Genomic DNA, 25,017 nt, shown 5'->3' with positions numbered 1-25,017 from the left:
TAACTTTAACCGGGATTCTTATCGCACCGGGGCGTAAATTATCGATTCCAAACTAGATTTACAGTTTACAACTACTAATTCTTCGTCTCAATTAGGAGCGTTTTTATAAGACGATGAGCTTTTTAATAATTGTCCAACTTAGCTAGTAGCTTACGGGTGTGATCCCTGATTAAAAATATGCTAGGGGTTCTTAATGACTTATTAATTTGGAGAGACGAACATTGATCAGATCAGACAGTTCTTAAAGGAGTATCCCGTATTCACTATATCAACGTTTAGTATGGCACATGAACATCATAAAGAGGCCGCTTACCACTTCCGTAAAGCTGCCGAGTATCACGAGAAAGCCCAGCAACTTCACGAAGCAGGCGATCACGAAAAAGAGGCCCACGAGGCTTATGTGGCCTATGGTCATCACAATTTAGCCGATCAGCATGCACAGGCGGCTGCGGAACACCACGCCGAGACCCACGACACCAGCGGCCACAGCGATCCAGTGGCCTAATTGGCGTGAGTATATTTCATGGCTTAAGACAAAGAAACACCCCGCAGCCTATAGGCTGCGGGGTGTTTCTTTGTCTCAGAGCTTACTTAAACGTCAAATTCTGCACCCGCACTGCGTTCAGTATGGCCAGCATCGCTACGCCCACGTCGGCAAAAACGGCTTCCCACATCGTGGCTAATCCGCCCGCGCCGAGGATCAGGACAATGGCTTTGACCGCCATCGACAGGGTGATATTCTGCCAGACAATTCGGCGGGTGGCCCGGCCAATGTCGATGGCGGTGGCGATTTTACTGGGTTCATCGTTCTGAATAATGACATCTGCCGTTTCGATGGTCGCATCCGAACCTAAGCCGCCCATCGCCATGCCCACATCGGCCAAGGCGACCACCGGCGCGTCGTTCACGCCATCGCCCACAAAAGCCAGCTTTGCTTTAAGGTTGTTCGCTAAATCGGCTTTGAGCCGTTCGACTTGAGCCACTTTATCTTCGGGCAATAGATCGCTGTGCCACTCGTCCACGCCCACCTGTTTGGCGACGATCTCGACCACAGCCGATTTGTCGCCCGACAGCATCACGGTGCGGATACCATCGGCCTTCAGGCGTTTTACCGCGTCGGCGGCATCGGGTTTGATCTCGTCGGCGATGGTGAAATAGCCCGCAAACTGTCCGTCGATGGCCGTCATGACGATAGTGAACGGAATTTTGGTCAGGCTCTCATCGAACGATACATTGAACTTACGGAGTAGTTTGGCGTTGCCGGCCAGCATTTCCCTCCCGTCTACTCTCCCTTTCAGTCCATGCCCGGCAATTTCCTCGACGTTTTCGACCGTGACCGACTCGTAGCCCGTACCTGCATACTCGATGATGGCCGTAGCCACCGGGTGCGTGGATTTGCTTTCCAGCGCGGCCGTTAGCCGGGCCAGTTCCTTCGCGTCGATGCTTACCGGTTTCACCTCCTGCACCTTGAACACGCCTTTGGTCAACGTACCCGTCTTGTCCATGACGACGGTTTTAACCTGCGTCATCAAATCCAGAAACACCGAGCCTTTGAACAAAATACCCTGCTTTGATCCGGCACCAATGCCGCCGAAGTAACCCAGTGGAATAGAGATCACCAGCGCACACGGACAACCAATAACCAGAAAGACCAAACCCCGATATAACCAGTCGGCAAACTGATAGTCAGCGACAAAGAAGTAGGGTACAACAGTAATCAGCACCGCCAGCAGACAGATGATCGGTGTGTATATTTTGGCGAAACGGGCAATGAACTCCTGGGTCTGCGCTTTGCGGCCCGTAGCCTGTTGCACTAATTTGAGAATGCGCGACAGCTTGGAATCCTGATAGGGTGTGGTGACATCCATCTCGACCAGCGACTGCCGGTTAATCATGCCCGCCAGCACCGCTTCTCCTTTTTCAATCGTGCGGGGGACGCTTTCGCCCGTCAGAGCCGCCGTATCGAACGTACCTGAGGAAGAACGCATGGTGCCATCCAGCCCTACTTTTTCGCCAGGTTTGATCTGAATAACGTCACCAACGGCCACCGTAGCAGCTTTAACGGTCTGCGCCTGTCCGTTTTTGAGTATAGTTACCTCGTCGGGGCGAACATCCAGCAGGGCTTTGATACTTCGACGTGCCCGGAGTACGGCAGCATCCTGAAACAATTCGCCAATGGTGTAAAACAGCATCACGGCCACGCCTTCGGGGTATTCGCGGATACCAAACGCACCGAGGGTAGCCACGCCCATCAGGAAAAATTCGGTGAATACATCACCACGAAGTATACTGCTCCACGCCCGGCGCAGCACCGGCCAACCAACGGGCAGGTAAGCCACCACGTACCAGGTAAGCCGGATAGGGTCTTTAAACCAGCTTAGTTTGACGTAATCCAGCGTGATTCCACCCAGCAACAGCACTAAGCTGATGGTGGCAGGTAGGTAGGTGCGCCAGGCCTGGTCAGGCCCTTCTTTACTGGCCGCTGCTGCGGGTGTGGTGCCTGCTTCAATCAGTTCGACATCATCACCGTCGTTGTGGTCGTGACCATCATGGTCGTGATCGTGTGCCATAGATAATTTTAGAGTTCAATGAAAAAAGTGAAAATACCCAGGGCAATCAGGATGCCCCCGGTCAGGCGTTTCTCGTTATGGTCGAGCCAGTGCGAATTCACGCCGAGCCAATTAACGCGGGCCAGCCCCCGGTACGAGAGAGCAGTTAGCCCTACCATACAGGCGATGGTCACGATTGTATACGCTATGGCCAACGTGCTGATGGCAGTCCAGCCCAGCGTACCCGCCGTGAAAAAGAAGGTTTCAATCTCCAAACAGGGCGAGAACAACATGGCCACCGACAGGGTCGTGATAATGGCAGCTTTCGAGCGACCCACCAGCCCTTTGGGTACGTGTTCATGGGAAGTGTTGGCATCATGCATGGCAAAGTAAATCAGCCCCATAAACACTAGCAGCAACGAGGCAATCAGCCGGGTTTGGGCTTCAAGCCGTTCGGAAACCTCCACGCCGATGGCCCCGATGACGATGCCCAGCACCACCGTACTGAGTGTATGGAAGAATCCGCTCAAGGCCACCACTCCCAGCGTTTCGCGCTGCGACCAGCCCTCGGCGCGGCCAATCAGCACCACCGGCAACCAGTGATTGGGAATGGCCGCGTGGATAGACCCCAGTAAAACGCTGCCAATCAGTAAGTTCCAGAGCATTTAGTTTCGTTGTTTTGCTTTTTAACGCACAATACAGATAAAAATCTACCTATCAGGAAATCATTCCCAGAATTAGAAACAACAAAAACCCACCGAAGAACATAGCGGTTAACCAGGGTTTTTCTTCCGCTTCGTGGGCTTCCACCAGCAGCTCTTCCGTTACTAAAAACAGCAGGGCGGCCAGACCAAACGACAACACAAGGTCTAAACCCGTTTCGGGCAGGTTGTGCAACAGGGTGGCCCCGGCCAGTGCGCTCCCAAAGAACAGGGCCGACATCCCGGCCAGCAAACTCATAATTCGGGCGTTGGACAGCCCTTTTTCCTGCAAGGAGGTAGCGGTAGCCAGTCCCAACGAGAGCACTTCCACGGCCAAAGCGACCGCCAGCAACACCCCTTCTTTAGCCCCAGCCGCAAAGCCAATCCCTAACAGCAGCCCGTCGATAAACAGATCGACACCGATAGCCAGCAGAAACGCCGTTGGTAAGCGGGTCACCAAAACGACTGCCTCTGTTTCTTGGTTTGCCGGGGCTGCGGTCAGGTAGCGGATCAACAGCATCAGCCCGATTCCCAGCGCAAACCCTACGGTGGTCAGGACCGGGCTGTGCAGACGGACTACGTCGGGCAAAATCTCAACCGCTACGACCGAGAATACCACCCCGGCCGCAAAATGCAGAATGGCCGAACGAGCCTGAACGCCAAAGCGGATAAACAGGGCCAGCAGCCCCCCGCCCGTCAGGGCTAGGGTTGGCAGCAGGGCGTAGGTAATGATCTGTTGAAACAGAGGAGTCATAGCAAAACCAAATAAGGGTTTATCTCAGTCTGGATTTAATGTGTAATATACCCGAATTGAAAAATCAAGGGCTTCCCCGTGGGTCTCGATGCCAATGGTCAGGCTTTCCCAAACCGCAAACGTGCTTTCAATCCGGGCTTCGTCAGGTTTCTCCAGTAGCGCATAGGCATATATTTCTTCACTCCACAGCACCAAACCCGCTTCGTCAGCAATGGAGAGCGAAAGGGCCGGGTAGTGGGCAAACGGCAGCTCGTTTTCTGATACCAGGTGATTCACCCGCACGCTGCGAATATTATCGCGGGCGTGCAGGTGGACTTTGTTACCTGTTGGCGTTAGCAATACGGAGTCGATTCGTTCCATGCGATTAGTGTCCATGTTCGCCCCCCTCTTCACCCCCTGCACTCGCCGAGAGAATATCATACGCACCCGCCAGGACGACCTGCGCATCAGCCGCTACGCCAGTCGGCAACGTGATGGCCCGGTAGCCGTTCTGTGCCGCACCCGCCCGCACGGGCACGGGCCGGAATCGGTAGTGAACCGTCCCTTCGTGGTCTTCCTTACCGGTAAACACAAAAATCTGGCTGCTATTGCCCGATTGAACTACCGCCGGTTCGGGCAGGGCCGGTTCAGTAGCTGCACCCGTTTCGATGACCGCCTTGACAAACGTGCCGGGCCGCAGCGCGCCGGAAGCCGGGTTGTCTAAACTCGCATAGACCTTCACCGTCCGGTCAGCATTCACTTCGCGGTTGATGAGTTTGATCCGTCCGGTGCGTTCGCCCGATACGCCGACGACCGACAACCTGACCCGCTGACCCATCTGCAAGCGGGCCAAATCCCCCTCAAACACGGTTAGCTCGGCCAGCAGACCAGCCGTGTTCATAATCTCGAACAGCGCGTCGTTAGCCGCCACATAGCTCCCCCGGTTCACGTTGACCTGCGTGAGCGTACCGCCGATGGGCGCACGAACGCTGATGGTACGGGTGATGGTTTCGGGGGTAAGTCGGGCCGGATTCAGGCCCAACAGCGCGAGTTGCTGCCGAAGCCCGCCCACCCGCGCCCGTAATGTACCCAATTGAGCCGTAGCCTGTTGCAGCGTCTTGAGGGCACCCACGTTCTCGCGACTCAGTTCGCGCTGCCGCTCAAATTCCTGCTGTTGAAAGGTGAGTTGGCTGATCGTTTCTAGATATTCCTGCTGAATGCGGATAAACTCGGGATTTTCCAGCACGGCCAGCGTTTGCCCCTGCCGGACGGGCGAACCCGCCAGCAGATTCGCCGATTTAAGAATGCCGCCGTAGGGCGACGATACCGACACCTGTTGACCGGGCGGCACCGTCAGCGAGCCGTTGACGCGAATCAACTGGCTCATTTGCCGCTGCTCCAACCGACCCAGCTTCACACCTACGGTCTGGTATTGGGCTTCGGTCAGCTCAATCAAACCCGCTTCTTCTTTTTCCGCTTCGGCGGTTGCGGTAGCTGATGGAGCGATTGCCGTATCGCCTTTGGCTTCTTCGGGCTTCTGTTTGCACGACGCACCGGTGAGCAGTGCGAACAGCAGAATAGGACGGATAAGCAGATGGATTCGTTTCATTAGTCGGTACGTCCCAACAAAAAGTCGAGATTGATTAAGGTTTGATTTAAGTCGTTGAGGGCCGCTAAGTAGCCGGTCTGAATCTCACTGACAGTTCGGAGGTTTTGTAGCAGCTCAACGTAGCCGATTTCGCCCGCCCGGTACGATTTGGTGACCTGCTCCCGAATCAGCGCAGCTTGGGGCAGGGCCGATTCGCGGTAGTAGGTCAGGGCCTGCCGGTCTTTCTGATAACTCTGAATCGTCGTCGCTACCTCGCCTTCCAAACTCCGTTGCCGGGCCGTGCGTTGCGCTGCGGCCCGCTCTTGTCCAATCCGGGCGGAGGCTACACGGGCCTTGCCCGCTCTGGCAAATAGGGGAATCGACATACCCACCTGCCCGTAGGTAAAGCGACTACCGAATCCGTAGAACCGATCACCGGCCCCGTTGGGTAGGGTCTGAACGCCTTGTAGCGACTGGTTGGTAAGGCCCACCGTGAAATCGGGTTTGAGCCGGGCGGCTTCTACATCGGTTTCACGCCGGGCAATCTCTATTTGTTGCCCCAGCAGGGTCAGCTCGGCGTTTTGTGCCAGCCACTCCGCGTCTACGACGAGCCCATCCACGCCGGGCAGCGTTCGCTCGGTCAATAGCGTATCAGGAATGGTGGGCGGGGCGGGGGAAGCCAGCAGGGTCTGCAACTGCCGGGCCAGGATCTGTTGATGCAAGGCATTCTGGTTCAGAGCCGTTTGCGCCTGTCGGCGTTGCACTTCGGCGGCTGTCTGTTCCAATAGCGTCCCTTCGCCGGTTCTTCGCCGTACGGCTGCCCCCTGCGCAATGGCCGCGTACAAGCTGTCCTGGCTTCGCAGAAAACCCGCTAGCGACTGCACGTACCAAAGCTGGTAGTATGTAGCTTTCACCTGCCGGGCCAGTTCAGCGCGGGTTAGCCGCCCGTCAACTTCGGCCCCGGTGGTGCGGGCATCGGCCAGCGAACGCAACCCCCGCACCAGGGCCGGGTTAGGCAACCGCTGCCCGACCGTAAACGACTGGTCAAAATACCGGCTGTTATACTGGCCAACCGTGGTGGCAATATCAGTTTTGCCCACATCGCCCGCTGTTGCCCGTAGGGATTGCTGGTAGTCGATATTGAGTTGTGACACCCGCAGTTGAGGGTTGTTGGTGGATGCCTGTTGCAGTGCCTGCGCCAGCGAAAGACCGCCCCCGCTACCCACTTGAACCGGGTTGGGTCGGGCCACACTTGGTTGCGCCGTAACTTGGGCCTGAGCTGTTGGCGACCCCAACGTACCCAGCCCGACCAGCCCGATCAGCAGCCAGTTCGCTACCGGGACAGGTACTACATCTGGTTTGACTTCGGATTTGGTTTGACCGAAATTTTTGCCAAACCGCCGTTCAATCAGCACATACAGCACCGGTAACACAAACAAGGTCAGCAGCGTAGCCGTAATCAGCCCACCAATAACCACCGTGGCTAATGGTTTCTGCACCTCAGCCCCGGCTGAACTCGACAGGGCCATCGGCAGAAAGCCCAGCGAAGCCACCGTCGCCGTCATCAGCACAGGCCGCAGCCGCACGGCGGTTCCCTCAAAAATGACTTTGACTAAATCGGTTTCACCGGCTAACCGCAACCGGTTGAATTCCCCAATGAGCACAATACCGTTCAATACGGCCACGCCGAAAAGGGCAATGAAGCCCACACCCGCCGAGATGCTAAACGGCATATCACGCAGCCACAGGGCCAACACCCCGCCGATAGCCGCCAGCGGAATAGCCGAGAAAATCAACAACGACTGCCGGACTGAACCGAACGTGAGAAACAGCAGCCCAAAAATCAAGGCTAGTGCCCCTGGCACGGCAATAGACAGCCGGTCGCGGGCTTCAATCAGGTTCTCGAACTGCCCACCGTAGGTAACGTAGTAGCCGGTCGGAAACTTGATTTGGTCATTGATTTTTTGCTGTAATTCCAATACCACGCTTTCCACGTCGCGGCCCCGCACGTTGAAGCCCACCGTGAGCCGCCGTTTGGCATCTTCGCGCTGAATCTGATTGGGGCCGGGTCGTAGTTCCACACTGGCCAACTGAGCCAGCGGCACGGCGGGTCCATCGGGAACGGGAATGGTCAGGGCGCGGACATCCTCGATGCTGCTCCGCTGATTCTGGGCCAGCCGCACGGTGAGGTCATACCGCCGTTCGCCTTCGTAAACCAATCCCGCGCTCTGCCCGGCGAAAGCCGCCGAGACCGTTTGGTTGACCTCCTCCACGCTCAGGCCGTAGCGGGCCAGAGCCTCGCGATCTACCTGCACCACAATCTGGGGTAATCCTGACACCTGCTCTACATACAGGTCTGTGGCACCCGATACCTGGCCAACCAGACCCTTCACCTGACCTGCCAGCCGGGTTAGTTCGGCCAGGTCTTCTCCGAAAATCTTGATGGCCACGTCCTGTTTAGCCCCTGAAATTAGTTCGTTGAAGCGCATTTGAATGGGCTGTTGAAAGCCAAACTCTACGCCCGGAATGACTTCGAGGGCTTCAGCCATTTTGGTGGCCAATTCGTCCATGCTGCCCGCCGATGTCCATTCGTCCTGTGGCTTGAGAATCACCATCAGGTCACAGGCTTCTACCGGCATGGGGTCGGTCGGGATTTCGCCCGCGCCGATTTTGCCGATAACTTCACGTACTTCGGGAAACTGCTTTTTTAGCAGTCGGCTGGCCTGCTCGGTTTTTTCAATAGTCTGGCTGAGCGAACTGCCGGTACGAATCCGGGTTTCCACAGCAAAATCGCCTTCGTTCAGTTGGGGGATAAACTCACCCCCCAGCGTAGTAAAGAGCCATACCGTCCCGGCCAGCAAGGCAACCGACACCGCCAGCACGAGGATTTTCATCCGCATGGCTCCCCGCAGCAGGGGTTCGTAGCCCCGGTGAAAAACCGCCATCATCCGGTCGGAGACGTTTGGTTTGTGGGCAATGGTCTTGCTCAGAAACAGCGCCGACATCATGGGTACGTAGGTCAGCGAGAGAATAAACGCCCCCGCAATGGCAAAGGCCACTACCTGCGCCATCGGTCCGAACATCTTGCCTTCAATGCCCACCAAAGCCAGAATGGGGAGGTAAACGATCAGGATGATGAGCTCGCCGAAAGCCGCTGAGTCACGAATCCGGCTCGCCGATTCATAGACTTCCTCATCCATCTGCTCCTGGGTGAGCCGCGATAGTTTGCTGAGTCCCAAATGGTGCAGTGACGCTTCAACGATGATGACGGCCCCGTCCACGATTAAACCGAAGTCGATGGCCCCCAAACTCATCAGGTTGCCCGATACGCCGAAGAGATTCATCAGGCTGACAGCAAACAGCATCGCCAGTGGTATCACCGAAGCCACAATTAATCCCGCCCGCAGGTTACCCAAAAACAGAATCAAAACGAAAATAACGATCAATGCGCCCTCAATGAGGTTTTTGGTGACGGTACCAATGGCCCGGCCCACCAGTTCGGACCGGTCAAGAAAGGCGTGAATATCCACACCTTCGGGTAGCGTCCGCCGAATCTGTTCCATGCGCATTTTTACCGCTCCAATCACGGAGTTGGCGTTTTCGCCCTTAAGCATCAGCACCAGCGCACCCACGGCTTCGCCTTCGCCGTTGCGCGTCAGGGCCCCGTAGCGTACGGCCGAACCAAACTGCACCGTGGCCACGTCGCGAATCAGCACCGGCGTTCGGCCCGTGGTGCGCCGGACCACAATCCGCCCAATATCGTCTAAGTTGGTCACCAGCCCCTCCGTACGGATAAAATAAGCACTCGGTTTCTTATCAATATACGCTCCGCCTGTATTCTGGTTATTACGCGAGAGAGCCGCAAACAAATCACCAATACTCAGCCCATAAGACCGCAATCGATCAGGATCGATGGCAATTTCATACTGCTTCAGCAAGCCTCCAAAACTGCTCACATCGGCCACGCCGGGCGTACCCAACAGTTGACGACGGACCACCCAATCCTGAATGGAACGCAGTTCGGTCGGCGAGTAGCGATGTTCAAAGCCGGGTTTGGCGTAAATCACATATTGGTAAATCTCGCCCAAACCCGTCGAAACGGGGCCGATGGTGGGTTCGCCCGTACCAGCGGGAATCTGGCTGCGGGCTTCGGTCAGGCGTTCGCTGATTTGCTGCCTGGCCCAATAAACATCGGTCTTATCGGTAAAGACCAGGGTAACGACCGACAGCCCAAAGCGCGAAATCGAGCGGATTTCCACAATCTGGGGGATTGTGGCCATCGTTTGCTCAATGGGAAATGTCACGAGCCGTTCAATTTCCTGAGCCGCCAGCGCGGGGCTGCGGGTAATGACCTGCACCTGATTGTTGGTGATATCAGGCAGGGCATCAATGGGCAACCGACTCAGCGAGTACCCGCCCCAGATCACTAAGGCCAGGGTAAACAGGCCAATAATGAGTTTATTTCGAATGGAAAAACGAATAATGGAATCCAGCATAAACGAATCTGAACAAATGGACAATAGGAGGATGCCATACACGCGCTAATCGCACAACCAGTTCTATTGAGCAAGGTGTGGAGAAGTAGTTAGCCGTGAACGGAAAGGGTGTTCAGACCCGGAGTTTGGGGGGTTGCCAGATGGCCGTAAGCATATCGGACAAGGGAGCCGATACGTAATGAAAGGAAGCTACATCCATCGGGATAATCTCTACCGAAGGCGTAAGCGAGTAATGGAATCGGGAAACTGTCGTAATTGTGACGGCACAGCAGGCGCAGGTACAAAAAGGCGAACAGGCATCATGCTCGTGTTGATGACCGGCATCCGACTCAGTGGTTGTAAAAGACCAGCCCACAGCTATCCCCAACTGCCCGGTAGAGAGCAGCGGTTCATCTGCACAGGGCCAAAGGGACAGGCCAAGGAGATAGACGGATAACAAGAGGGTCAACCACTTCACGGCAGCAAAGGTACGGCAAAAGCTTGTGCAACAGGGAGTCAAAAAGAAATTCAATAATCCGCTCCCGAACAGAGCAAGTGGTTTACTAGGTGAATCGTTATTTAAGCTACTATCTCAGGCGCTCCTTGTGCCATCTGGCGGCAGGCCTCAGCGCAACGGCAGCAGTGTCGGCCCGGCGGCAGCGGCCGTCCGTCTCTTTGTTTGGTTATCCAGTATTAGGCCTAGAATAACTGTTATGAAAGCGTCTCTTCAAACGCCCGAAAATTGGGCCACTATGTAAGCCTATCTAGTCTCAATTGGTAGCGATTTATGAGATTAAGATAATGTGCTTGAAAGTAAAAAAGTGTTCCTACATAAACGCTCGTTTATATAGGAACACTAAGGACGAAAAGAAAGCCCCTAATCGGGGCTTAGCCGCAACAGATCCTTTGCTCTTGAATCGGGGGGCACTTCGCCGTCCCGTAGGAACAGAATACACAACAATCCCCCACCAGCGGCTTTAGAAGGATCTGGCAGGAGGTGCATTCATAAAAATAGGTGCAAGCATCGGTTGGCATGATCTCCGCTGCTTGGTGGCCACAATTTGGGCATGTAATCATGGAGTCGAGTGTGACGGTCATTCCTTAAAGCGTTTTTGTGCTGGTGATTTTGTAGCCGGTGTCATCCACTGATTTTTTTGATCTCGGCTAACGTTCCATCAAGGATTGCAGTGATTTTGCAATGGTCGGGACAATCGGCAATGGCTTCTAATAACTGATTCTTGATCGCTAACAATTGAGTGATTTGCTGGTCGATCATCCGCACTTTTTCTAATGCTTGGTCTTTGCCCGCAATGCAGTCCAGACCACCGGTTTCGTAAGAGGCAATGACCCGCTGAATATCCGCCAGCGTATAACTAATTTTCTTTAGTTCCTTGATGGCCCGAAGCCGCGATAAAATGGCCGGTGAATATTCCTTGTAGTTGTTTTCCCGCCGGGCTCGTTTTGGCAGGCGCAACAATCCGATTTTTTCATAATACCGGATTGTGTTGCGGGAGAAGCCCGACTCTTGGGCAATGATGCCGATGAGCATAAATATTTATCGGTGAAACGCTTGACAGTGGACTATACTCCATCGTTTAAATTTACCAGAAAAAAACATGAAATCACTCATGCTTACCGGGTTCGCCTGCCTGGTCGCGCTGTCCTGCTTGGCGCAGACAAAAACAACAAAGACAATGGAAACCGAAGCCGTATTAAAAAAGAAAATCGCCTTGGCCTGCAAGCTCACGGACAAAGACCAGATCAAGCGAATGAATGAATTGCACCGGACGCTTTTTAAAAAAGTGTCGCGCGCCGTTGAGCATCCCAATAGCTATGAACTGGTGTTCGCAGGGTCAGATAATACAATCATTGGCGATCTGGCTGAATTCGTCAAATTCGAGCGGCTATGCTGCCCCTGGCTGGTGTTTCACCTGACCTTCCAGCCCGAAGAAGGCCCGATTTCTCTGAAAATGGGTGATTCTGCCGAAACGAAAGAAATGGTCTATCTGGTCATGGAACTCGACAAACTTGATAAGCGCGCCGTTCGATAGGTCGTCCTTTGGGTCTAGTTCCGGGGGGCATAGTAGATGATGCACACCCCAACCAACGCAATCAGTGCGCCGATAATATCGTACCTGTCTGGTCGGAACCCATCGACCTTCCAGGCCCACAGCAGGGCCATGACAATGAAAAATCCGCCATAGGTGGCGTACACACGGCCAAATCCAGCGGGTTGGAAGGTGGCCACGATGCCATAGCCCGCTAGAATGATGCCACCCACAACGCCGTACCAAACGGGTTTGTCTTCTTTCATCCATTGCCAGATCAGGTAACCACCTCCGATCTCGCACAGCCCTGCCAGGATAAATACTAAAATGGATTTTAAGACAGTCATCAGCATCGTCCGTAAAACTAGAGAATCTTTCGGCTAATCACCCGCCCATAAGAAAAGCCCACGAAGGGCTTTTCTTATGGGCGGGTGATTAGCCGCGACGAAGCATGTCCGCGTAAGGGTCGGGCAATTCGCTTTCCTCGACCGCGCGCGCGGCTTTCTCCACATCGTAGGCAACCCGCACGAATTCCGCTTGAACTCCATCCACCGAACCAGGCCGGGCGGATTCGTCAATGGTCAGGATGACATAGCAGGCGCGGGGGTCGCCGTCTTTCGGCTTGCCCACCGATCCGATATTGATGGCATGCCGCCAGTAGGTTTGCTGGCCTTCGGCTTCGGCACTGACCATCTTGTGAAAGGGTTTGTGCGTATGGCCGAAGCATAGAATGTCGGCGTTGGCTCCTTCCAGCACACGCCCTAAACTACGGTCGCCCCGATCCTCGAACAGATATTCATTCACGCGCCGGGGACTGCCATGCACCAATAAAAGCGAAACGGGGGTCTGCTGTTGCCAGAGATGGGCCGGATCGTTGCCCAACTCGAATTCGACCCGGATATGGGTCGGCAAGGTGCGCAGATACTGCCGTTCGGCGTCGCCCACGGTTTTGTTGGTGTAGGCAATGGAGACTTTGCCCATCGCCTTTTCGTCTTCCTCTCGGTAGGCGCATCCGCAATCGTCGCTGCTGCGGCCGATGCCGAAATCGTAATTCCCGGCGATGGTGGGAATGCCACGTTTGCGAATGGTGGCGATGACTTCATTCGGCCAAATGTTATAGCCGACCAGATCACCGAGGCAATACACCGCGTCAGGCTGGCGGCTGTCAATGTCGGCCAACACCGCTTCCAGCGCGGGTAAGTTGGCGTGAATGTCGGAAAACAGGGCAATTCTCATGCGTGCTTTTGAAGCGTTTTTTTGTAGTGAAGGGCGAATTTGTCTTGTTGTTTCAGAGCAAAATTGACCATCAGGATCAGCACCGGCACTTCGATCAGTGGCCCCACCACAGCAGCAAAGGCGGCACCCGAATTGATGCCGAATACGGCGATGGCAACGGCGATGCCCAGCTCGAAATTATTCCCGGCTGCGGTGAAAGCGAGCGAGGTCGATTTCGCGTAATCCGCACCGGCTCGCTTCGAGAGATAGAAGGCCGAAAAGAACATGATGGCAAAATAGATGGTCAGCGGAATGGCAATACGCAGCACATCGAGCGGAATGGACACAATCAGTTGGCCTTTCAGGCTGAACATGACCACGATGGTGAACAGCAGTGCGATAAGCGTGATGGGGCTGATGGCAGGCAAAAACGTCTGCTCGTACCATTGGCGGCTTTTTAAACGGGTAAGGATGATCCGCGAAAACATGCCTGCCAGGAAGGGCACGCCCAAATAAATGAATACGCTTTTGGCCACTTCGCCGATGGTGATATTCACCTCGTATCCGTGCAGCCCAAATAGGGGAGGTAACACGGTGATGAACAACCAAGCATAAACCGAATAGAACAGCACTTGAAAAATGCTGTTGAAGGCTACCAGTCCGGCCGCGTACAGCCGATCACCGCCCGCCAGGTCATTCCAGACAATCACCATCGCTATACAGCGGGCAATGCCGATCATGATAAGGCCGGTCATGTATTCGGGTTCGTCGGGCAGGAAAATGACCGCCAGACCGAACATAAGCAGGGGGCCGACGATCCAGTTTTGTACGAGCGATAGGCCTAATATTTTGGTATTGGCAAACACCTTGGGCAGCTCGTCATAACGCACTTTCGCCAAAGGCGGATACATCATCAGCACCAGGCCAACGGCAAGCGGCACGTTGGTCGATCCCGAATTGAATTGATTGATGAAATTCTGCGACTGCGGGAAAAAATACCCGATGCCCACGCCGATCAGCATGGCTAAGAAGATCCACAGAGTCAAAAAACGGTCGAGAAACGAAAGACGGGGGGCACTCATGCAGGTTCCTGGGTTAGCGCGCGTTTCATGACGATGGCCGATGATGGGCATAGATCGCTGAATTGCTGTGTCTGTTGGATGGCCGCAGGCACTTCCTGACGGTTAACTGGTTGAAAGCCGTATCGCTCGAAATAGCGGTCGGCCGTATTGGTGATGAGATACACTTCTTGCAGGCTGGATGCCTGGGCGGCTTCCAGCAGTCGGCCGACCAGTTGAGCGGCTATCTGCTTGCCCTGGTGGTGGGGATCGACGGCCACCGAACGCAGCAGGCCCACCGGGCCGAATCGTTCCAGACCAGCCACCCCAACGGGGGTTTCCTCGTATTTCGCAATGACAAAATCAGGAAGGCCGGTTGGTAGATCCTCGGTCAAAAGTTGCCCTTGTTCCAGCAGGGCAATGACGGCCTTCGTATCGGCCGGTTGGGCTGGTTCGATGTGTATGGCCATAGTTTATTGCGGGACGGCTTCGCCCAAACGGCTGGCGATGAATTCCTGACTGTAGGTTTTGATTAGATCCCGCACCCGGCGGAAGGAGGTCAATGCGTCTTCCCCTGGTCGGTCCGCCGATGCGGTGTGGCCAGGATCGGGAAAGCTCTGGTGAATGCGTTCGCCCACCGTGGGAAAAAAAGGGCATTGCTCGCGGGCGTTGTCACAAACGGTGATGACGTAATCGAAGGGAATATGCACGTATTCGTCGGCATGATTCGATGTGTGATGCGAAATGGCGATGCCGTCTTCGGCCATCACTTGAACGGCCAGCGGATTCACCCCTTTGGGGTTCACACCGGCGCTAAGAACTTCCGCCCGATCACCGGCAAAATATTGCAGGTAGCCTTGGGCCAATTGGGAGCGGGCGGAATTACCTGTGCAAAGCACTAAGATTTTTTTCATGGCTGATTGATGGAATTTAGTTGCAGCAACCGGGAGGGCAGCAAGCTGCTGTGGCCGTTCCTTCGGGCTTTTGAGCAAATACCGTTACGCTATAGATGCCCCGGGCTGGACTGCCTTTGTCCTGTTGGCGGTAATCGGCGATTTCGTCGGCCGACAGATAGTTTTTCAACACTTCATCCGGCAACGAGATTTCGCGCTCCTTCTGCACGGTGATGTTGGTAAAACCGTTCTCCTGGATGAGCTGCAAATAGTCGCTCTTCTGGATGGCACCAGAGACGCAACCCACATAGAGTTCGGCGTCCTGTTGCAAGCCTGCCGGTAGCTCGCCTTTCAGCACGATATCGGAGATGCTAAAATGGCCACCGGGCTTCAAGATGCGGAAGGTTTCGGCCACGGCTTTTTGTTTGTCAGGAACCAGATTCATCACACAATTGCTCACCACCACATCAGCCAGATTACTCGGCAAGGGCATGTCCTCGATGTCGCCATAGACGAACTCGACGTTGGTAAAACCGAGCGTCTTCGTGTTTTTGCGGGCGCGGTCGATCATGGCCGGGGTCATATCCAGGCCGATCACGCGGCCGGTTTCGCCGGTTTCGGCACGGGCCACAAAGCAGTCATTGCCTGCGCCCGATCCCAGATCCACCACCGTATCACCGGGTTTGATTTGCGCGAATTGCGTGGGCAGTCCGCAACCCAATCCCAAATCGGCTTCGGCCACATAACCGTTCAGCTCATCATAGCCCACGGTCATATCAATGGGCACGCTGGCGACTGTTTCAGGGCCACAGCAGGAGGTGGGGCCACAGCAGCCATTGGCATCAGCCGGGCCGACGGTCGGTTGTTCAGCAATCGCACCGTATTTCTGGCGCACGACTTCTTTGATTTGCTCGGCGGTTTCCATATACTTTCCTATTGGTATATTGTAATATTACGATTGACTCAAGCAAAAAAATACCTGCCGTTGACTAGCAGCAGGTTACAGGCACGAATGTGTCAAATAAGGCTCCGAACGCGTGTCGGGCTTCCTCCCATACGGGCGGATTGATGCAGTAGCACACGCGGGGCGGGTTGATTTCGCCCTGAATGATGCCGATGCGTTTCAGTTCTTTCAAATGCTGGGAAACGGTCGCCTGGGCTAAATCCAGCTCGTCCACCAGGTCACCGCAAACGCAGGCTTTCTTGGAAATCAGCAATTGCAGAATGGCCACCCGTGCGGGGTGCGCAAATGCTTTCGCCAGATCCGCGATGCGGTTTTGTTCTTCGGTGAATATTTCGGTTTTGGTCAGTCCCATGCCCAAAGGTAACAGGTTTTTTATTCATTGCAATATTACGATGAATAAGTTTTTTACCGATCAAATCGCCACCTTCACTTTCGAGAAAACGTAAAAGGTTTCCGTGGCAATTTGCTTGCACCGCTCGTCATATTTGGCGGTTTCCTGGGGAGTACCATCAAAGGCTTTCGGATCGTCGTAGGGCGTCGCTACACGTACCGCTGCGCCTTTCACGATGGGACATGCCTTGTCGGCTTGTGAACACGTCATGATCGCCAGGAAATTGCTTTGGGGATTGCTGGCGTCATCGTATTTTTTAGAGAATGTTTTAATGGGTTCTACGCCAGACGCGTAATTGACGGCATAGGTTGGGTTTGGCCCTTCCGATACTTTGGCAATATCGAATCCCGCTCGTTTGCAAGCCGCGATCGCCCGCTCATTAAAGGCGCTGACTTCGGTTCCGCCAGAGAAGGTTTTCACCCTGGGCACGCCATAATAAGCTGCGGCTGTGGCTGCCCATAATTGACCAAAATGGCTGCGCCGGGAATTGTGGGTACAGATATAGGTTAATTGGGCAGGCTCTTTGGCGTTTACTTTGAGTTGAACAAACTCCGCAATTTTGTCTAATTCAGCCTTGCGGTCTTGCGGAATTTTTGAAAAACCCTGTTTGATGCTGTTGATATAGGTCACTAAAGGACCGTTCAATTCCGTTTTTTTATCGGGATCATTGCTCAAGAAGATGGTGGTTGTAATCAGTAAGCATATTGGTAATAGACTGAAAAGCTTCATAGCACAATTCATTATTATTCCCTACACGAAAATGGTTCTCATCGTAAAGTTACGATTAATTTACTATTAGTATGGGATTTGCGAGTAATCGCTCGCCAGACTATATATCTTATGTAGACCTATTTAAAGAAAGAAACCTAGTCATGACTTTCATAGCACTATTCCTGGGTACCGAATTTGATCGTCTATTAACGGCTTAATCATTCAAGTGTCTCCTTGAACGCCCTATTCTTGAGATGGAGACAGATATAGCCCAAGTAAAGTCTTTCATTATGAAATAAAGTCTCATAAAGTTATCTCATGAATCAAACCAAAAATCTTACATTTTAGCTGAGTTTGTGAGACTTATATTCAAACAAAATTACTTTTTTCGGCATTTTAGGCTCAACAGTAAGCGTTGCTATATTTGTTGGGCATGCTCTCTATCAAGTTTTATACTTGAGTTATTTTTCTAATTATAAATTTGTAATTAGAAAAATAATAAAACTGTGACATTACTTTTAATTGGGTGATTATGAATTAAATCTCTAAGCTACCTCTCCTCCTATTCGACAAATCCTTTAAAATTTCTCTGTCGTCATCTTTATTGACATTGGCACCTTTAAGTACTGACTCAACTGCAAAACTTATTGATTTTGTCCTTATTGGTTGATTGACCTGATTTCTGGCAAAAACCCGAGTTTCCTGTCTGTCTGCTTTACGAAGATTTTCAAATTCTGGTAGTTCATCTTTCCTCCCCTCTCCCCTATTAAGACGTTTGGTGTATTCTTTCATCGCTTGATACAACTCTTTCGAATAGCCGGTTTCAAGGGCTTTATTTCGTAGGTTAGTTACCGTCTTTTCGTTTAAATCGTACTTTTCCGCTAATTGATTGATGCGCTTTTCAAAATAGCGAACTTGATCTATATGGGTTCGCTCCTTAAGAGGTTTATCTTTGTGATAGTGGGTTTGTTTTTCGTACTTGAATTGTTTTTGAAACAACTCAGCACTGCTTCTTTGAAACTCAACGATATTGAATCGAGCCCTGCTAGTTCTAGGGTTTAGGGTGACTTTCTGTTCCTTATCCCGCGTTGAAACAACAATATGGACATGGGTTTGTATTCCCGATTTTTGGTCACCCCGCCTAACATCCCCTTCCCTTACCCCTTTATCATTCCATTGGTATTTTCGGGTTTTATGCACGATTCCATACCAAACTAAATCTTTCCCTTCTAGATCATTCCCTTTCTTGAGTTTAAAGTGTCTTGCGTAATTGTCCATTACCTGGCGGGTATATTCTTTTAAATCTTCTGAGTTATCCTTTATGTGAGCCAACTCATCACTTGATGGCGATATAACCATGGACACAAATTTGGTATCCTCCCGCTTTAATCCCTTCACATTTCCGTCTATTTGCCGCACTACTTCTTCCTTAGTCAGACCGTCATCTTCTTGGGAAAAATAGTAGGCTTCCTGATCCAACTCTTTCCCCTCGTGCTCAAAATAATTCACCAATCGCTCACAACTCCCTTTGTTATCGTAGTTGATCTCCCGGTTTTTTGTCGGCGGTAGAACTTTCGTTATCATCCAACACTCTGTTTACGACTTGCTTTCTTCTGAGCAAACAATTGGGCAGCTTTGGCTTTATATTTTTCTTGCTCCTGATCACTTAATCCTAAGCCTGCCAACAGTAAATCAATGAATATTTCCATTAGATTCAGCATGTCTACGCTAGTTTCCTCCAAGCCCTCTGTTCGATTTCTCAACTCATAAACATCCTGAACAAAGGGCATTAGATAGGTTCGTTCTTGTACCTGCATAAATGAAAAGACATTGTTCCGCAACTTCTTCACCTCTGCTACCACATCCTTCTCTTCACCCAACGACCTTGGATCAATATGGTTTTTTCGGAAGTATTCTAGTGCACTTTCTGTGTATGACTTCAACGTTAGTTTTTCAGGTTTTTTTAGCTTTCTACGTCTTGTGGTATCAGCTAATTTGTACTGATCCTGATATTCGCGGTTAGCATTTGCATTTAACTGCTCTACTTCCTCGATCATTACGTCATATACAGTTTCATCTATTGCAACTACTCTATTTGCCATTTTCTCGTACATTTTTAGCCATAGATATAAAAAAATCTATTATAACTAAAAGACTATCAATACTTTATTAATATAAATCATATTTTATAAAAAGCTATGCTTTTGATTTACAATGATTTATCTATGATAATATCATTCCTTCTTGCTAAAAAATACATGCTAAAAAATAGATGTATAGTTTCTTCCTATCTCTTACTACCGCGAAAATAAATGATAAAAATCTCATATTGTTAACAATGTAACACAAATAATTTATTTACTTTTCTACATTATATTTATTTAATTTTAAAACATAAAATATATAATATTTTATTAACAATGTTATGTATTATACATAGTACACAAATTAACATAAATCACATTCCATCACTAAAGTACCTGGTAGTATGATTTTCACACGATTCTTTCCATTTGTTCGTAATGTTACTTTGTCTATTACGCAGTAAAAATAAAATGTAATTAACATACATTGTTAACTCAGTAACTATACAGATTCTATAATTTTATACAATAGGTAACAATGTCAAATAATTACTTAAATAACTAAGTACATAATAAATTTGTATTGTTTGTATTGTTTGTATTGTTTGTATTGTTTGTATTGTTTGTATTGTTTGTATTGTTTGTATTGTTTGTATTGTTTGTATTGTTTGTATTATTTGTATTGTTTGAAATTGAGAAATTATTTGCATAATTAATTAATTTCCTAGTATGTTTTGTATATTTGTTAACAAATATACAAAGTAACATTTAAAACCAAATATGTATGAGAGTCATTTGCGCATCGACCATGAAGGGTGGGGCCGGTAAAACAGCAACAACCTGCTGGATCGCGAACGTGTTGGCTAAGCATAGTGACCAAAAGGTACTGGTTATTGACGCCGATAATCAGAAGTCAATAACTGACCTCCGACAGGAGGATAAGGAAATTGCTGAATCGGGTGGGGGAGGAGTAACCTTTGACTGGGATCTCAAAACGGCCACTCCCGAAGAAGCCCAGGCAATTATTGAGGAAGCTTATGAAAATGAAAGTTACGATCTCATTTTCATCGATATGCCCCGTATGACAGGCCTGGAAGATGATGCGATCATTGCTCTGTTAGCCATGTGTGACAGCTTTATCATCCCCATTAAACCAGCCAGGGCTGACGCCCTGGCGACTGGCCACTTTATGGCCACTATGGCTGAACTAAAAAAAATTAGACAGGACGAAGGCTATCCAACGTACGTCTATGCGTTTCACAACTTTTTCCGAAACATTAAGGAGAATACATATCTTCCTGAATTTGCCGAAGAAATTGGGATCCAGTTATTTCAATCAAAAATCAAGCTTAAAAAAATCTTCGAGAACTATAACACATATACCTCGCTGTTAGAAAGCCAAGAAGGCAGAGATGAGTTTTTGCCCTTTATCAAAGAGTTTTTAGAGAAGTATGAAATAGAAGCGGATCTGAACATTCCAACCACTAAATAAGACACCGATGGCAAAAAGCTTTGGATTAATCTCGAAAAGTGCTAGAAATAAAGCCGCCGAGCAAGGTACCAAAACACTTAATAACACAGACAGTACCGAGTCTTCTTCGGAAATAGAAGCAGTACCTATACAAAATGAATCAGCTCCTGAAGTTAAGGTACCAGCTGCTCACGTTCAAGACTCGAAGGAATCGGGCTCTAATACGCCAGTCGTTCCACCGGTGCAAGAAGCTGTGGCTGATGTGAAGTCACCAACTAACATGCCTGTCGTGAATTCTGTGGAGACTGAACCGGCCGTAACTGAATCGGCAGACAAGGGGAGCACGGTTAATAAAAGGGGCGCAAAATCAAAAAAGAAAATGGAGACACCAGCGCCATCGCCATTGAATGCAGCACGAGTATCAGCTAGGGCTCACAAGCTACTCAATATGATTAGTTCGCTGGAAAATAAAACCCAGAGTGCCATTATTGATGAACTGATTGTATTACACCCATTATATCCTAAGCTAAAAGCATTAGTCGAAGCGGTAGGGTAGGGGGATTAATCATCCTCCTTATCCACGTCACCTGCTGATTCATTCATTTCGCGAAGAATTATCTTAACAACAGCGGTAGGCGTTTTCTTAAGCATTTTCGCCAGGGTAACAATTTCTAAAATTGTGTATAACTCTGGGTTCTTTTTGCGTACCCTTATAGTGGCACGGTTATAATTCAAGACCTCTGCCAGGTCCTGCATAGTTATATTTGACTCTTTTATAAGGTCTGATAATTTTTTTGAATCAGACTTATCAGAATCTTTCATAGGTCGATTCCTCCGGTTTCTCGTAAAATAACAGCTAAGGGGCGATTATTAAAAATTGCAATAACTGATTTGTCTTTATACACTAATCAAGACACACTATTTTTAACAGTCAGATCTGAGATACCAGAATACACGAGGGTCTCATAATATATCATTTACTTTTGGTATGACCAAAAAAAGGGGATAATCTAAGATTTACTGTCATTTTGGCACAAACAGTTAGTGTATTCGAATCTTCTACTTTGAATTTGGACAAAATGCTAAAAGCTATAATAACTACATATATAGTTGCCGGAAGATTTTTTTTAGTAATTTAGGTAGTTTATAATAAATGGTTTTAGTAAAATATGAACATCTAAACATATTTTGTCTCTCTTTTTTTCCCCTTTGTTCTTTTTTTAGCAAGATTGTCAAATTTTTCTAAAAATTTCTAAAATTAGATAGATTAGGAATGACTTAATTAGTTGATTATTAGTATTTTACTAAAAGAAAAGCGACTAATGTACGAAGCTAAAGCGACTAATGTACGAAGCAATAACGACTAATGTACGAAGCTAAAGCGACTAATGTACGAAGCAATAACGACTTGTGTACGAATTAACTAGGCGAAAAACGACCAGGGTACGAAGCATATAGAACCCCCTTAAAAGCGACCAGAGTACGAAGCAATATGTCCTAATAACCTTTCAGCGAAAAGCGACCAGAGTACGAAGTAGAAGGCAAGTTCAACTTATTAGTTTATTACAATTTTTGTATCAATATAATACAATAATAGCTCCTCTACTAGTCCGTAAAACGGACAAAATTAGATCTAAATAAGCGTAATGGATGGCTCGCTAAGTCCTTAGAACCAATGATTTAACAAATGGTAGATTTTTCTACCATTTGTTAAATCAAGAAAACGACTCAGATACGAAGCAAAAGCGACTTGGCAACGAAGATCGATTTTAATAACATTCTGAGAGATAAGTAGTTGTAGTTACATCAATTTTGTACAATTCGATTTGGTAGTGCTTATTTTATTTCTAAATTGCGGATGTTTTTCCTGAAAACTTATTTTTATTCGCTATGTCGGATTCAACGGAAAATTTGATGGTGGTGCCCAGTAAGAAGCAAAAAAACAATTACCAGCCCAACCTGATAACTGAGTCTCGGCAGATGTTCACGGCTTTGGAGAAGAATATAGTCGTTATGATTATTAATCAGTTGACTATACGCTACTTTGAGAAAAGCCAGCCCTTGTTCCCTAATCAAAATGTTGAGTTCCTAATCCCGTTTGCTGAGCTCAGTAAGAGTAGAAACTACAGCGAAATTGAGCGGGCTGCAAAATCGTTGCAGCTAAAGCAACAGGGATTCGCCTTTACCAATGAAAAGGGTGAACGCTATTTTAAGTATATGATCCCTTTTCCACTGGTTGAGAACCTGATGAACAAGGGGAAGATGTGTTTAAAAATTACCATGTTCTCTGGCGCTGTACCTTACTACACTGAGCTAGGAAAAACATGGACAAGTTATGATTATGAAGTAATGCGCTCGTTAGGTTCCCTCTATTCAAAACGGGTATATGAAATTCTAATGAGTCACTACCGAAGCGATACTTTTACCTATGAGGTCGATCACTTGAGGCATATTCTTAACGTACCCGAAACGTTCAAGTATTTTGATTTTACACGTAAGTGCTTAGATGTAGCGTATAATGAAATCAAGGAGAAGACGGGCATTGAATTTACTTACGAACCGGTTAAGAAAGAGGGTAAACGGGTAACCCGCTTAAAGTTTACTAAAAAAACACCGCTAAGTCAGATTGAAAGCGAAGTAGATGCGAGCAGAGAATATATCCAGAAAATGCCCATTGGAGAAGCCGTTGCATTAGCGTGGCAATGGTTTGCAGGCTACACACTCAACGAGGCTCAGAAAGCAGCCATAACCGACAACTCTGATAAGTTAGAAACATTCCTGCGAATCCATACAGAGGTAGCTTCAGGAAAGCGGAAAAACGTTAAAAATGCTACGGCTTACATGGTAAAATCCCTTGGTATTGAAAACGTTAAAGTAAAAAAGAAAGAAACTACTCCCAAGTCGGCCACTCCACGTCGAACAGGTACACCTAAAGCAATTAGCTCAATCATTGGCACCATGAGTTTATTTCAATCCGAAGAATAAGAACAGCGGGGAAAAAAAGTGTAATTGTATGGCCAATCTAAGAAAATCTTATCCTATGAGCACATATAAAATCATAAGTTACACTGGGGTTTTGCTTATTCTGGTAAGTGGATGCAAAAAAGAGCCTGACCCAATTGCATTAAATAACCAAATCGAGTTAGGTGAAAATCCTGACCCAATTCAACGGGTATCAGGTACATACAATGCAGTATTCGTCGATGCGGGGTTTAAAGTAGGAGATGGCTTTAAAGCATATCAAGAAGGTAGCTACAGTCTTAGTCAGCCTGATGGAAGTATAAAAGGGGGAGGATATCAATTAACGGTGAAACCGGCTGGAGCGCAAACGGTAGCGGTTACGGTTGAAGGATCAAGCACCAATTTCGCCAAAGTGCCAAACCATACAATTGGTACCTACACAGTATATACCGTACAAAATGGTAGTACAACTGAATATCAATTACGAAAGGCAATGGCTGAACCCATTGCCTTATTAATAAAACGGTACGATGCTTTTAGCACCTTAACGAGTTATGAATATGACGTAGCTCTCAACTACTATTACAACAAAGCCACTGGGGATTTTCATTGGGGGAAACAAAATGAAATAGAGCCAGATCCATCATCCTGGTTCTATTTGAATGGAGATTCTTATACTGTGTACTTCAAAATGCTTCGTAAGGTGTCAAAGAGTTAAGGTTGATTGGGTAACTTACTTAGCATCATATTATAGAAGAAATCGCTACTACTTCAAAATAAAATCAGATAAAAAGAGCTTTTTGTAATTAGAAATTTCTAATTACAAAAAGCTTCCCTAATAGTTCTTGAACAAAAAAGTCGTATTGCTTCCGATAAAACCACGATTGCCATATGGGAGTGAAATGACAAGTATGCTGTGTTATTGGTACCGCAGCTCAATTAAAGACCAGTCGTCAATTAAGTACCCTTACCTTAAATTACAAAAACTCTACCCATACAAATAAAGTTGAACTTAGAAATACAACCTTAAAATGGAAACCGAAAAAGTCCTTATAAATCAGCCTACTAAGCCATCACCTACTGAAATCACTAAGCCACCTCGGCCCAAACGACTACGGATAAAAAAAGAACGGATTCATTCAAATACCTACGGTGTGAACTTGAAGTTGGGTTAT

General features: G+C 49.1%; 26 protein-coding genes. 6 read left to right on the top strand and 20 right to left on the bottom strand.

The genetic code is table 11. From position 1 onward, the window contains the following. Nucleotides 1-280 precede the first annotated feature (280 nt). On the top strand, nt 281-505 hold the full coding sequence (locus ACYVF1_RS31660; protein ID WP_461086639.1) for a hypothetical protein: 225 nt from the start codon (nt 281-283) through the stop codon (nt 503-505). Nucleotides 506-587: 82 nt separating this feature from the next. On the opposite strand, the gene ACYVF1_RS31655 is transcribed toward ACYVF1_RS31660, so the two are convergent. From ACYVF1_RS31655 to ACYVF1_RS31615, 9 genes are all read right to left on the bottom strand, one after another. Continuing rightward, nucleotides 588-2,570, bottom strand: a complete 1,983-nt coding sequence (locus ACYVF1_RS31655) for a heavy metal translocating P-type ATPase (protein WP_461086637.1) — start codon at nt 2,568-2,570, stop codon at nt 588-590. Nucleotides 2,571-2,578: 8 nt separating this feature from the next. Then, on the bottom strand, nt 2,579-3,214 hold the full coding sequence (locus ACYVF1_RS31650) for a hypothetical protein (protein WP_461086635.1): 636 nt from the start codon (nt 3,212-3,214) through the stop codon (nt 2,579-2,581). 52 nt (nt 3,215-3,266) lie between these two features. Further along, nucleotides 3,267-4,004 carry a ZIP family metal transporter gene (locus tag ACYVF1_RS31645; protein ID WP_461086633.1) on the bottom strand — a complete coding sequence of 246 codons (738 nt, stop codon included), beginning with the start codon at nt 4,002-4,004 and terminating at the stop codon, nt 3,267-3,269. Between the two features lie 24 nt (nt 4,005-4,028). After that, entirely contained in the window at nt 4,029-4,364 is a 336-nt protein-coding gene (locus tag ACYVF1_RS31640) for a hypothetical protein (RefSeq protein WP_461086631.1), read from the bottom strand. 4 nt (nt 4,365-4,368) lie between these two features. After that, nucleotides 4,369-5,592 carry an efflux RND transporter periplasmic adaptor subunit gene (locus ACYVF1_RS31635; protein WP_461086629.1) on the bottom strand — a complete coding sequence of 408 codons (1,224 nt, stop codon included), beginning with the start codon at nt 5,590-5,592 and terminating at the stop codon, nt 4,369-4,371. Further along, nucleotides 5,592-10,067, bottom strand: a complete 4,476-nt coding sequence (locus ACYVF1_RS31630) for a CusA/CzcA family heavy metal efflux RND transporter (protein ID WP_461086627.1) — start codon at nt 10,065-10,067, stop codon at nt 5,592-5,594. The genes ACYVF1_RS31635 and ACYVF1_RS31630 overlap by 1 nt, the downstream gene beginning before the upstream one ends. 112 nt (nt 10,068-10,179) lie before the next feature. Beyond that, a complete protein-coding gene (locus ACYVF1_RS31625) occupies nt 10,180-10,524 on the bottom strand; it encodes a DUF6660 family protein (protein WP_461086625.1) in 345 nt (114 codons plus the stop codon). Nucleotides 10,525-10,934: 410 nt separating this feature from the next. Beyond that, on the bottom strand, nt 10,935-11,144 hold the full coding sequence (locus ACYVF1_RS31620; protein WP_461086623.1) for a GDCCVxC domain-containing (seleno)protein: 210 nt from the start codon (nt 11,142-11,144) through the stop codon (nt 10,935-10,937). Between the two features lie 40 nt (nt 11,145-11,184). Continuing rightward, nucleotides 11,185-11,595, bottom strand: coding sequence for a MerR family transcriptional regulator (locus ACYVF1_RS31615; RefSeq protein ID WP_461086621.1), 411 nt, complete (start codon nt 11,593-11,595; stop codon nt 11,185-11,187). Nucleotides 11,596-11,662: 67 nt separating this feature from the next. Here ACYVF1_RS31615 and ACYVF1_RS31610 point away from each other — a divergent pair, with 67 nt between their 5' ends. Continuing rightward, nucleotides 11,663-12,097 carry a hypothetical protein gene (locus ACYVF1_RS31610; protein WP_461086619.1) on the top strand — a complete coding sequence of 145 codons (435 nt, stop codon included), beginning with the start codon at nt 11,663-11,665 and terminating at the stop codon, nt 12,095-12,097. Nucleotides 12,098-12,111: 14 nt separating this feature from the next. On the opposite strand, the gene ACYVF1_RS31605 is transcribed toward ACYVF1_RS31610, so the two are convergent. From ACYVF1_RS31605 to ACYVF1_RS31560, 10 genes are all read right to left on the bottom strand, one after another. Further along, the gene (locus tag ACYVF1_RS31605; protein ID WP_461086617.1) at nt 12,112-12,441 is read right to left on the bottom strand and encodes a YnfA family protein; all 330 of its coding nucleotides are present in this window, start codon (nt 12,439-12,441) and stop codon (nt 12,112-12,114) included. Nucleotides 12,442-12,529: 88 nt separating this feature from the next. Then, complete coding sequence (locus tag ACYVF1_RS31600) at nt 12,530-13,330, bottom strand: metallophosphoesterase family protein (RefSeq protein ID WP_461086615.1); 801 nt, start codon at nt 13,328-13,330, stop codon at nt 12,530-12,532. Next, nucleotides 13,327-14,391 (bottom strand): ACR3 family arsenite efflux transporter, encoded by a 1,065-nt coding sequence (arsB, locus tag ACYVF1_RS31595; RefSeq protein WP_461086613.1) that lies wholly within the window; start codon nt 14,389-14,391, stop codon nt 13,327-13,329. The genes ACYVF1_RS31600 and arsB overlap by 4 nt, the downstream gene beginning before the upstream one ends. Beyond that, nucleotides 14,388-14,837: an arsenic resistance N-acetyltransferase ArsN2 gene (gene arsN2, locus ACYVF1_RS31590; RefSeq protein ID WP_461086612.1), complete on the bottom strand. Its 450-nt coding sequence runs from the start codon at nt 14,835-14,837 to the stop codon at nt 14,388-14,390. Before arsN2 ends, arsB begins: the two co-directional genes overlap by 4 nt. Nucleotides 14,838-14,840: 3 nt before the next feature. Then, nucleotides 14,841-15,281, bottom strand: coding sequence for an arsenate reductase ArsC (locus tag ACYVF1_RS31585; RefSeq protein WP_461086610.1), 441 nt, complete (start codon nt 15,279-15,281; stop codon nt 14,841-14,843). Nucleotides 15,282-15,297: 16 nt separating this feature from the next. Further along, nucleotides 15,298-16,185: an arsenite methyltransferase gene (locus ACYVF1_RS31580; protein ID WP_461086608.1), complete on the bottom strand. Its 888-nt coding sequence runs from the start codon at nt 16,183-16,185 to the stop codon at nt 15,298-15,300. 64 nt (nt 16,186-16,249) lie between these two features. Beyond that, entirely contained in the window at nt 16,250-16,576 is a 327-nt protein-coding gene (locus ACYVF1_RS31575) for an ArsR/SmtB family transcription factor (RefSeq protein ID WP_461086606.1), read from the bottom strand. 60 nt (nt 16,577-16,636) lie between these two features. Then, a complete protein-coding gene (locus ACYVF1_RS31570) occupies nt 16,637-17,344 on the bottom strand; it encodes a low molecular weight phosphatase family protein (protein ID WP_461086604.1) in 708 nt (235 codons plus the stop codon). Nucleotides 17,345-17,863: 519 nt separating this feature from the next. Continuing rightward, on the bottom strand, nt 17,864-18,910 hold the full coding sequence (locus ACYVF1_RS31565; protein WP_461086602.1) for a DUF5712 family protein: 1,047 nt from the start codon (nt 18,908-18,910) through the stop codon (nt 17,864-17,866). Beyond that, nucleotides 18,907-19,428, bottom strand: coding sequence for a BfmA/BtgA family mobilization protein (locus tag ACYVF1_RS31560; protein WP_461086600.1), 522 nt, complete (start codon nt 19,426-19,428; stop codon nt 18,907-18,909). The genes ACYVF1_RS31565 and ACYVF1_RS31560 overlap by 4 nt, the downstream gene beginning before the upstream one ends. Nucleotides 19,429-20,194: 766 nt before the next feature. On the opposite strand from ACYVF1_RS31560, the gene ACYVF1_RS31555 reads away from it, so the two are divergent. Together ACYVF1_RS31555 and ACYVF1_RS31550 are read left to right on the top strand one after the other, a co-directional pair. Continuing rightward, nucleotides 20,195-20,902: a ParA family protein gene (locus ACYVF1_RS31555; RefSeq protein WP_083928200.1), complete on the top strand. Its 708-nt coding sequence runs from the start codon at nt 20,195-20,197 to the stop codon at nt 20,900-20,902. 7 nt (nt 20,903-20,909) lie between these two features. Further along, the gene (locus ACYVF1_RS31550) at nt 20,910-21,437 is read left to right on the top strand and encodes a hypothetical protein (RefSeq protein ID WP_461086598.1); all 528 of its coding nucleotides are present in this window, start codon (nt 20,910-20,912) and stop codon (nt 21,435-21,437) included. A 5-nt stretch (nt 21,438-21,442) separates the two neighbouring features. Here ACYVF1_RS31550 and ACYVF1_RS31545 read toward each other — a convergent pair whose 3' ends face one another. Then, nucleotides 21,443-21,703 (bottom strand): hypothetical protein, encoded by a 261-nt coding sequence (locus tag ACYVF1_RS31545; protein WP_020597263.1) that lies wholly within the window; start codon nt 21,701-21,703, stop codon nt 21,443-21,445. A 1,068-nt stretch (nt 21,704-22,771) separates the two neighbouring features. Between ACYVF1_RS31545 and ACYVF1_RS31540 the strand changes: the two genes are divergently transcribed. Both ACYVF1_RS31540 and ACYVF1_RS31535 read left to right on the top strand, forming a co-directional pair. Then, a complete protein-coding gene (locus ACYVF1_RS31540) occupies nt 22,772-23,866 on the top strand; it encodes a replication initiation protein (protein ID WP_020597262.1) in 1,095 nt (364 codons plus the stop codon). 28 nt (nt 23,867-23,894) lie between these two features. Continuing rightward, entirely contained in the window at nt 23,895-24,560 is a 666-nt protein-coding gene (locus ACYVF1_RS31535) for a hypothetical protein (protein WP_461086595.1), read from the top strand. Nucleotides 24,561-25,017: the final 457 nt, after the last annotated feature.

The organism is Spirosoma flavus (genome assembly GCF_054778555.1).
Note: the sequence above shows the minus strand (reverse complement) of the source record. Positions and strands in the feature narration are given on the sequence as shown.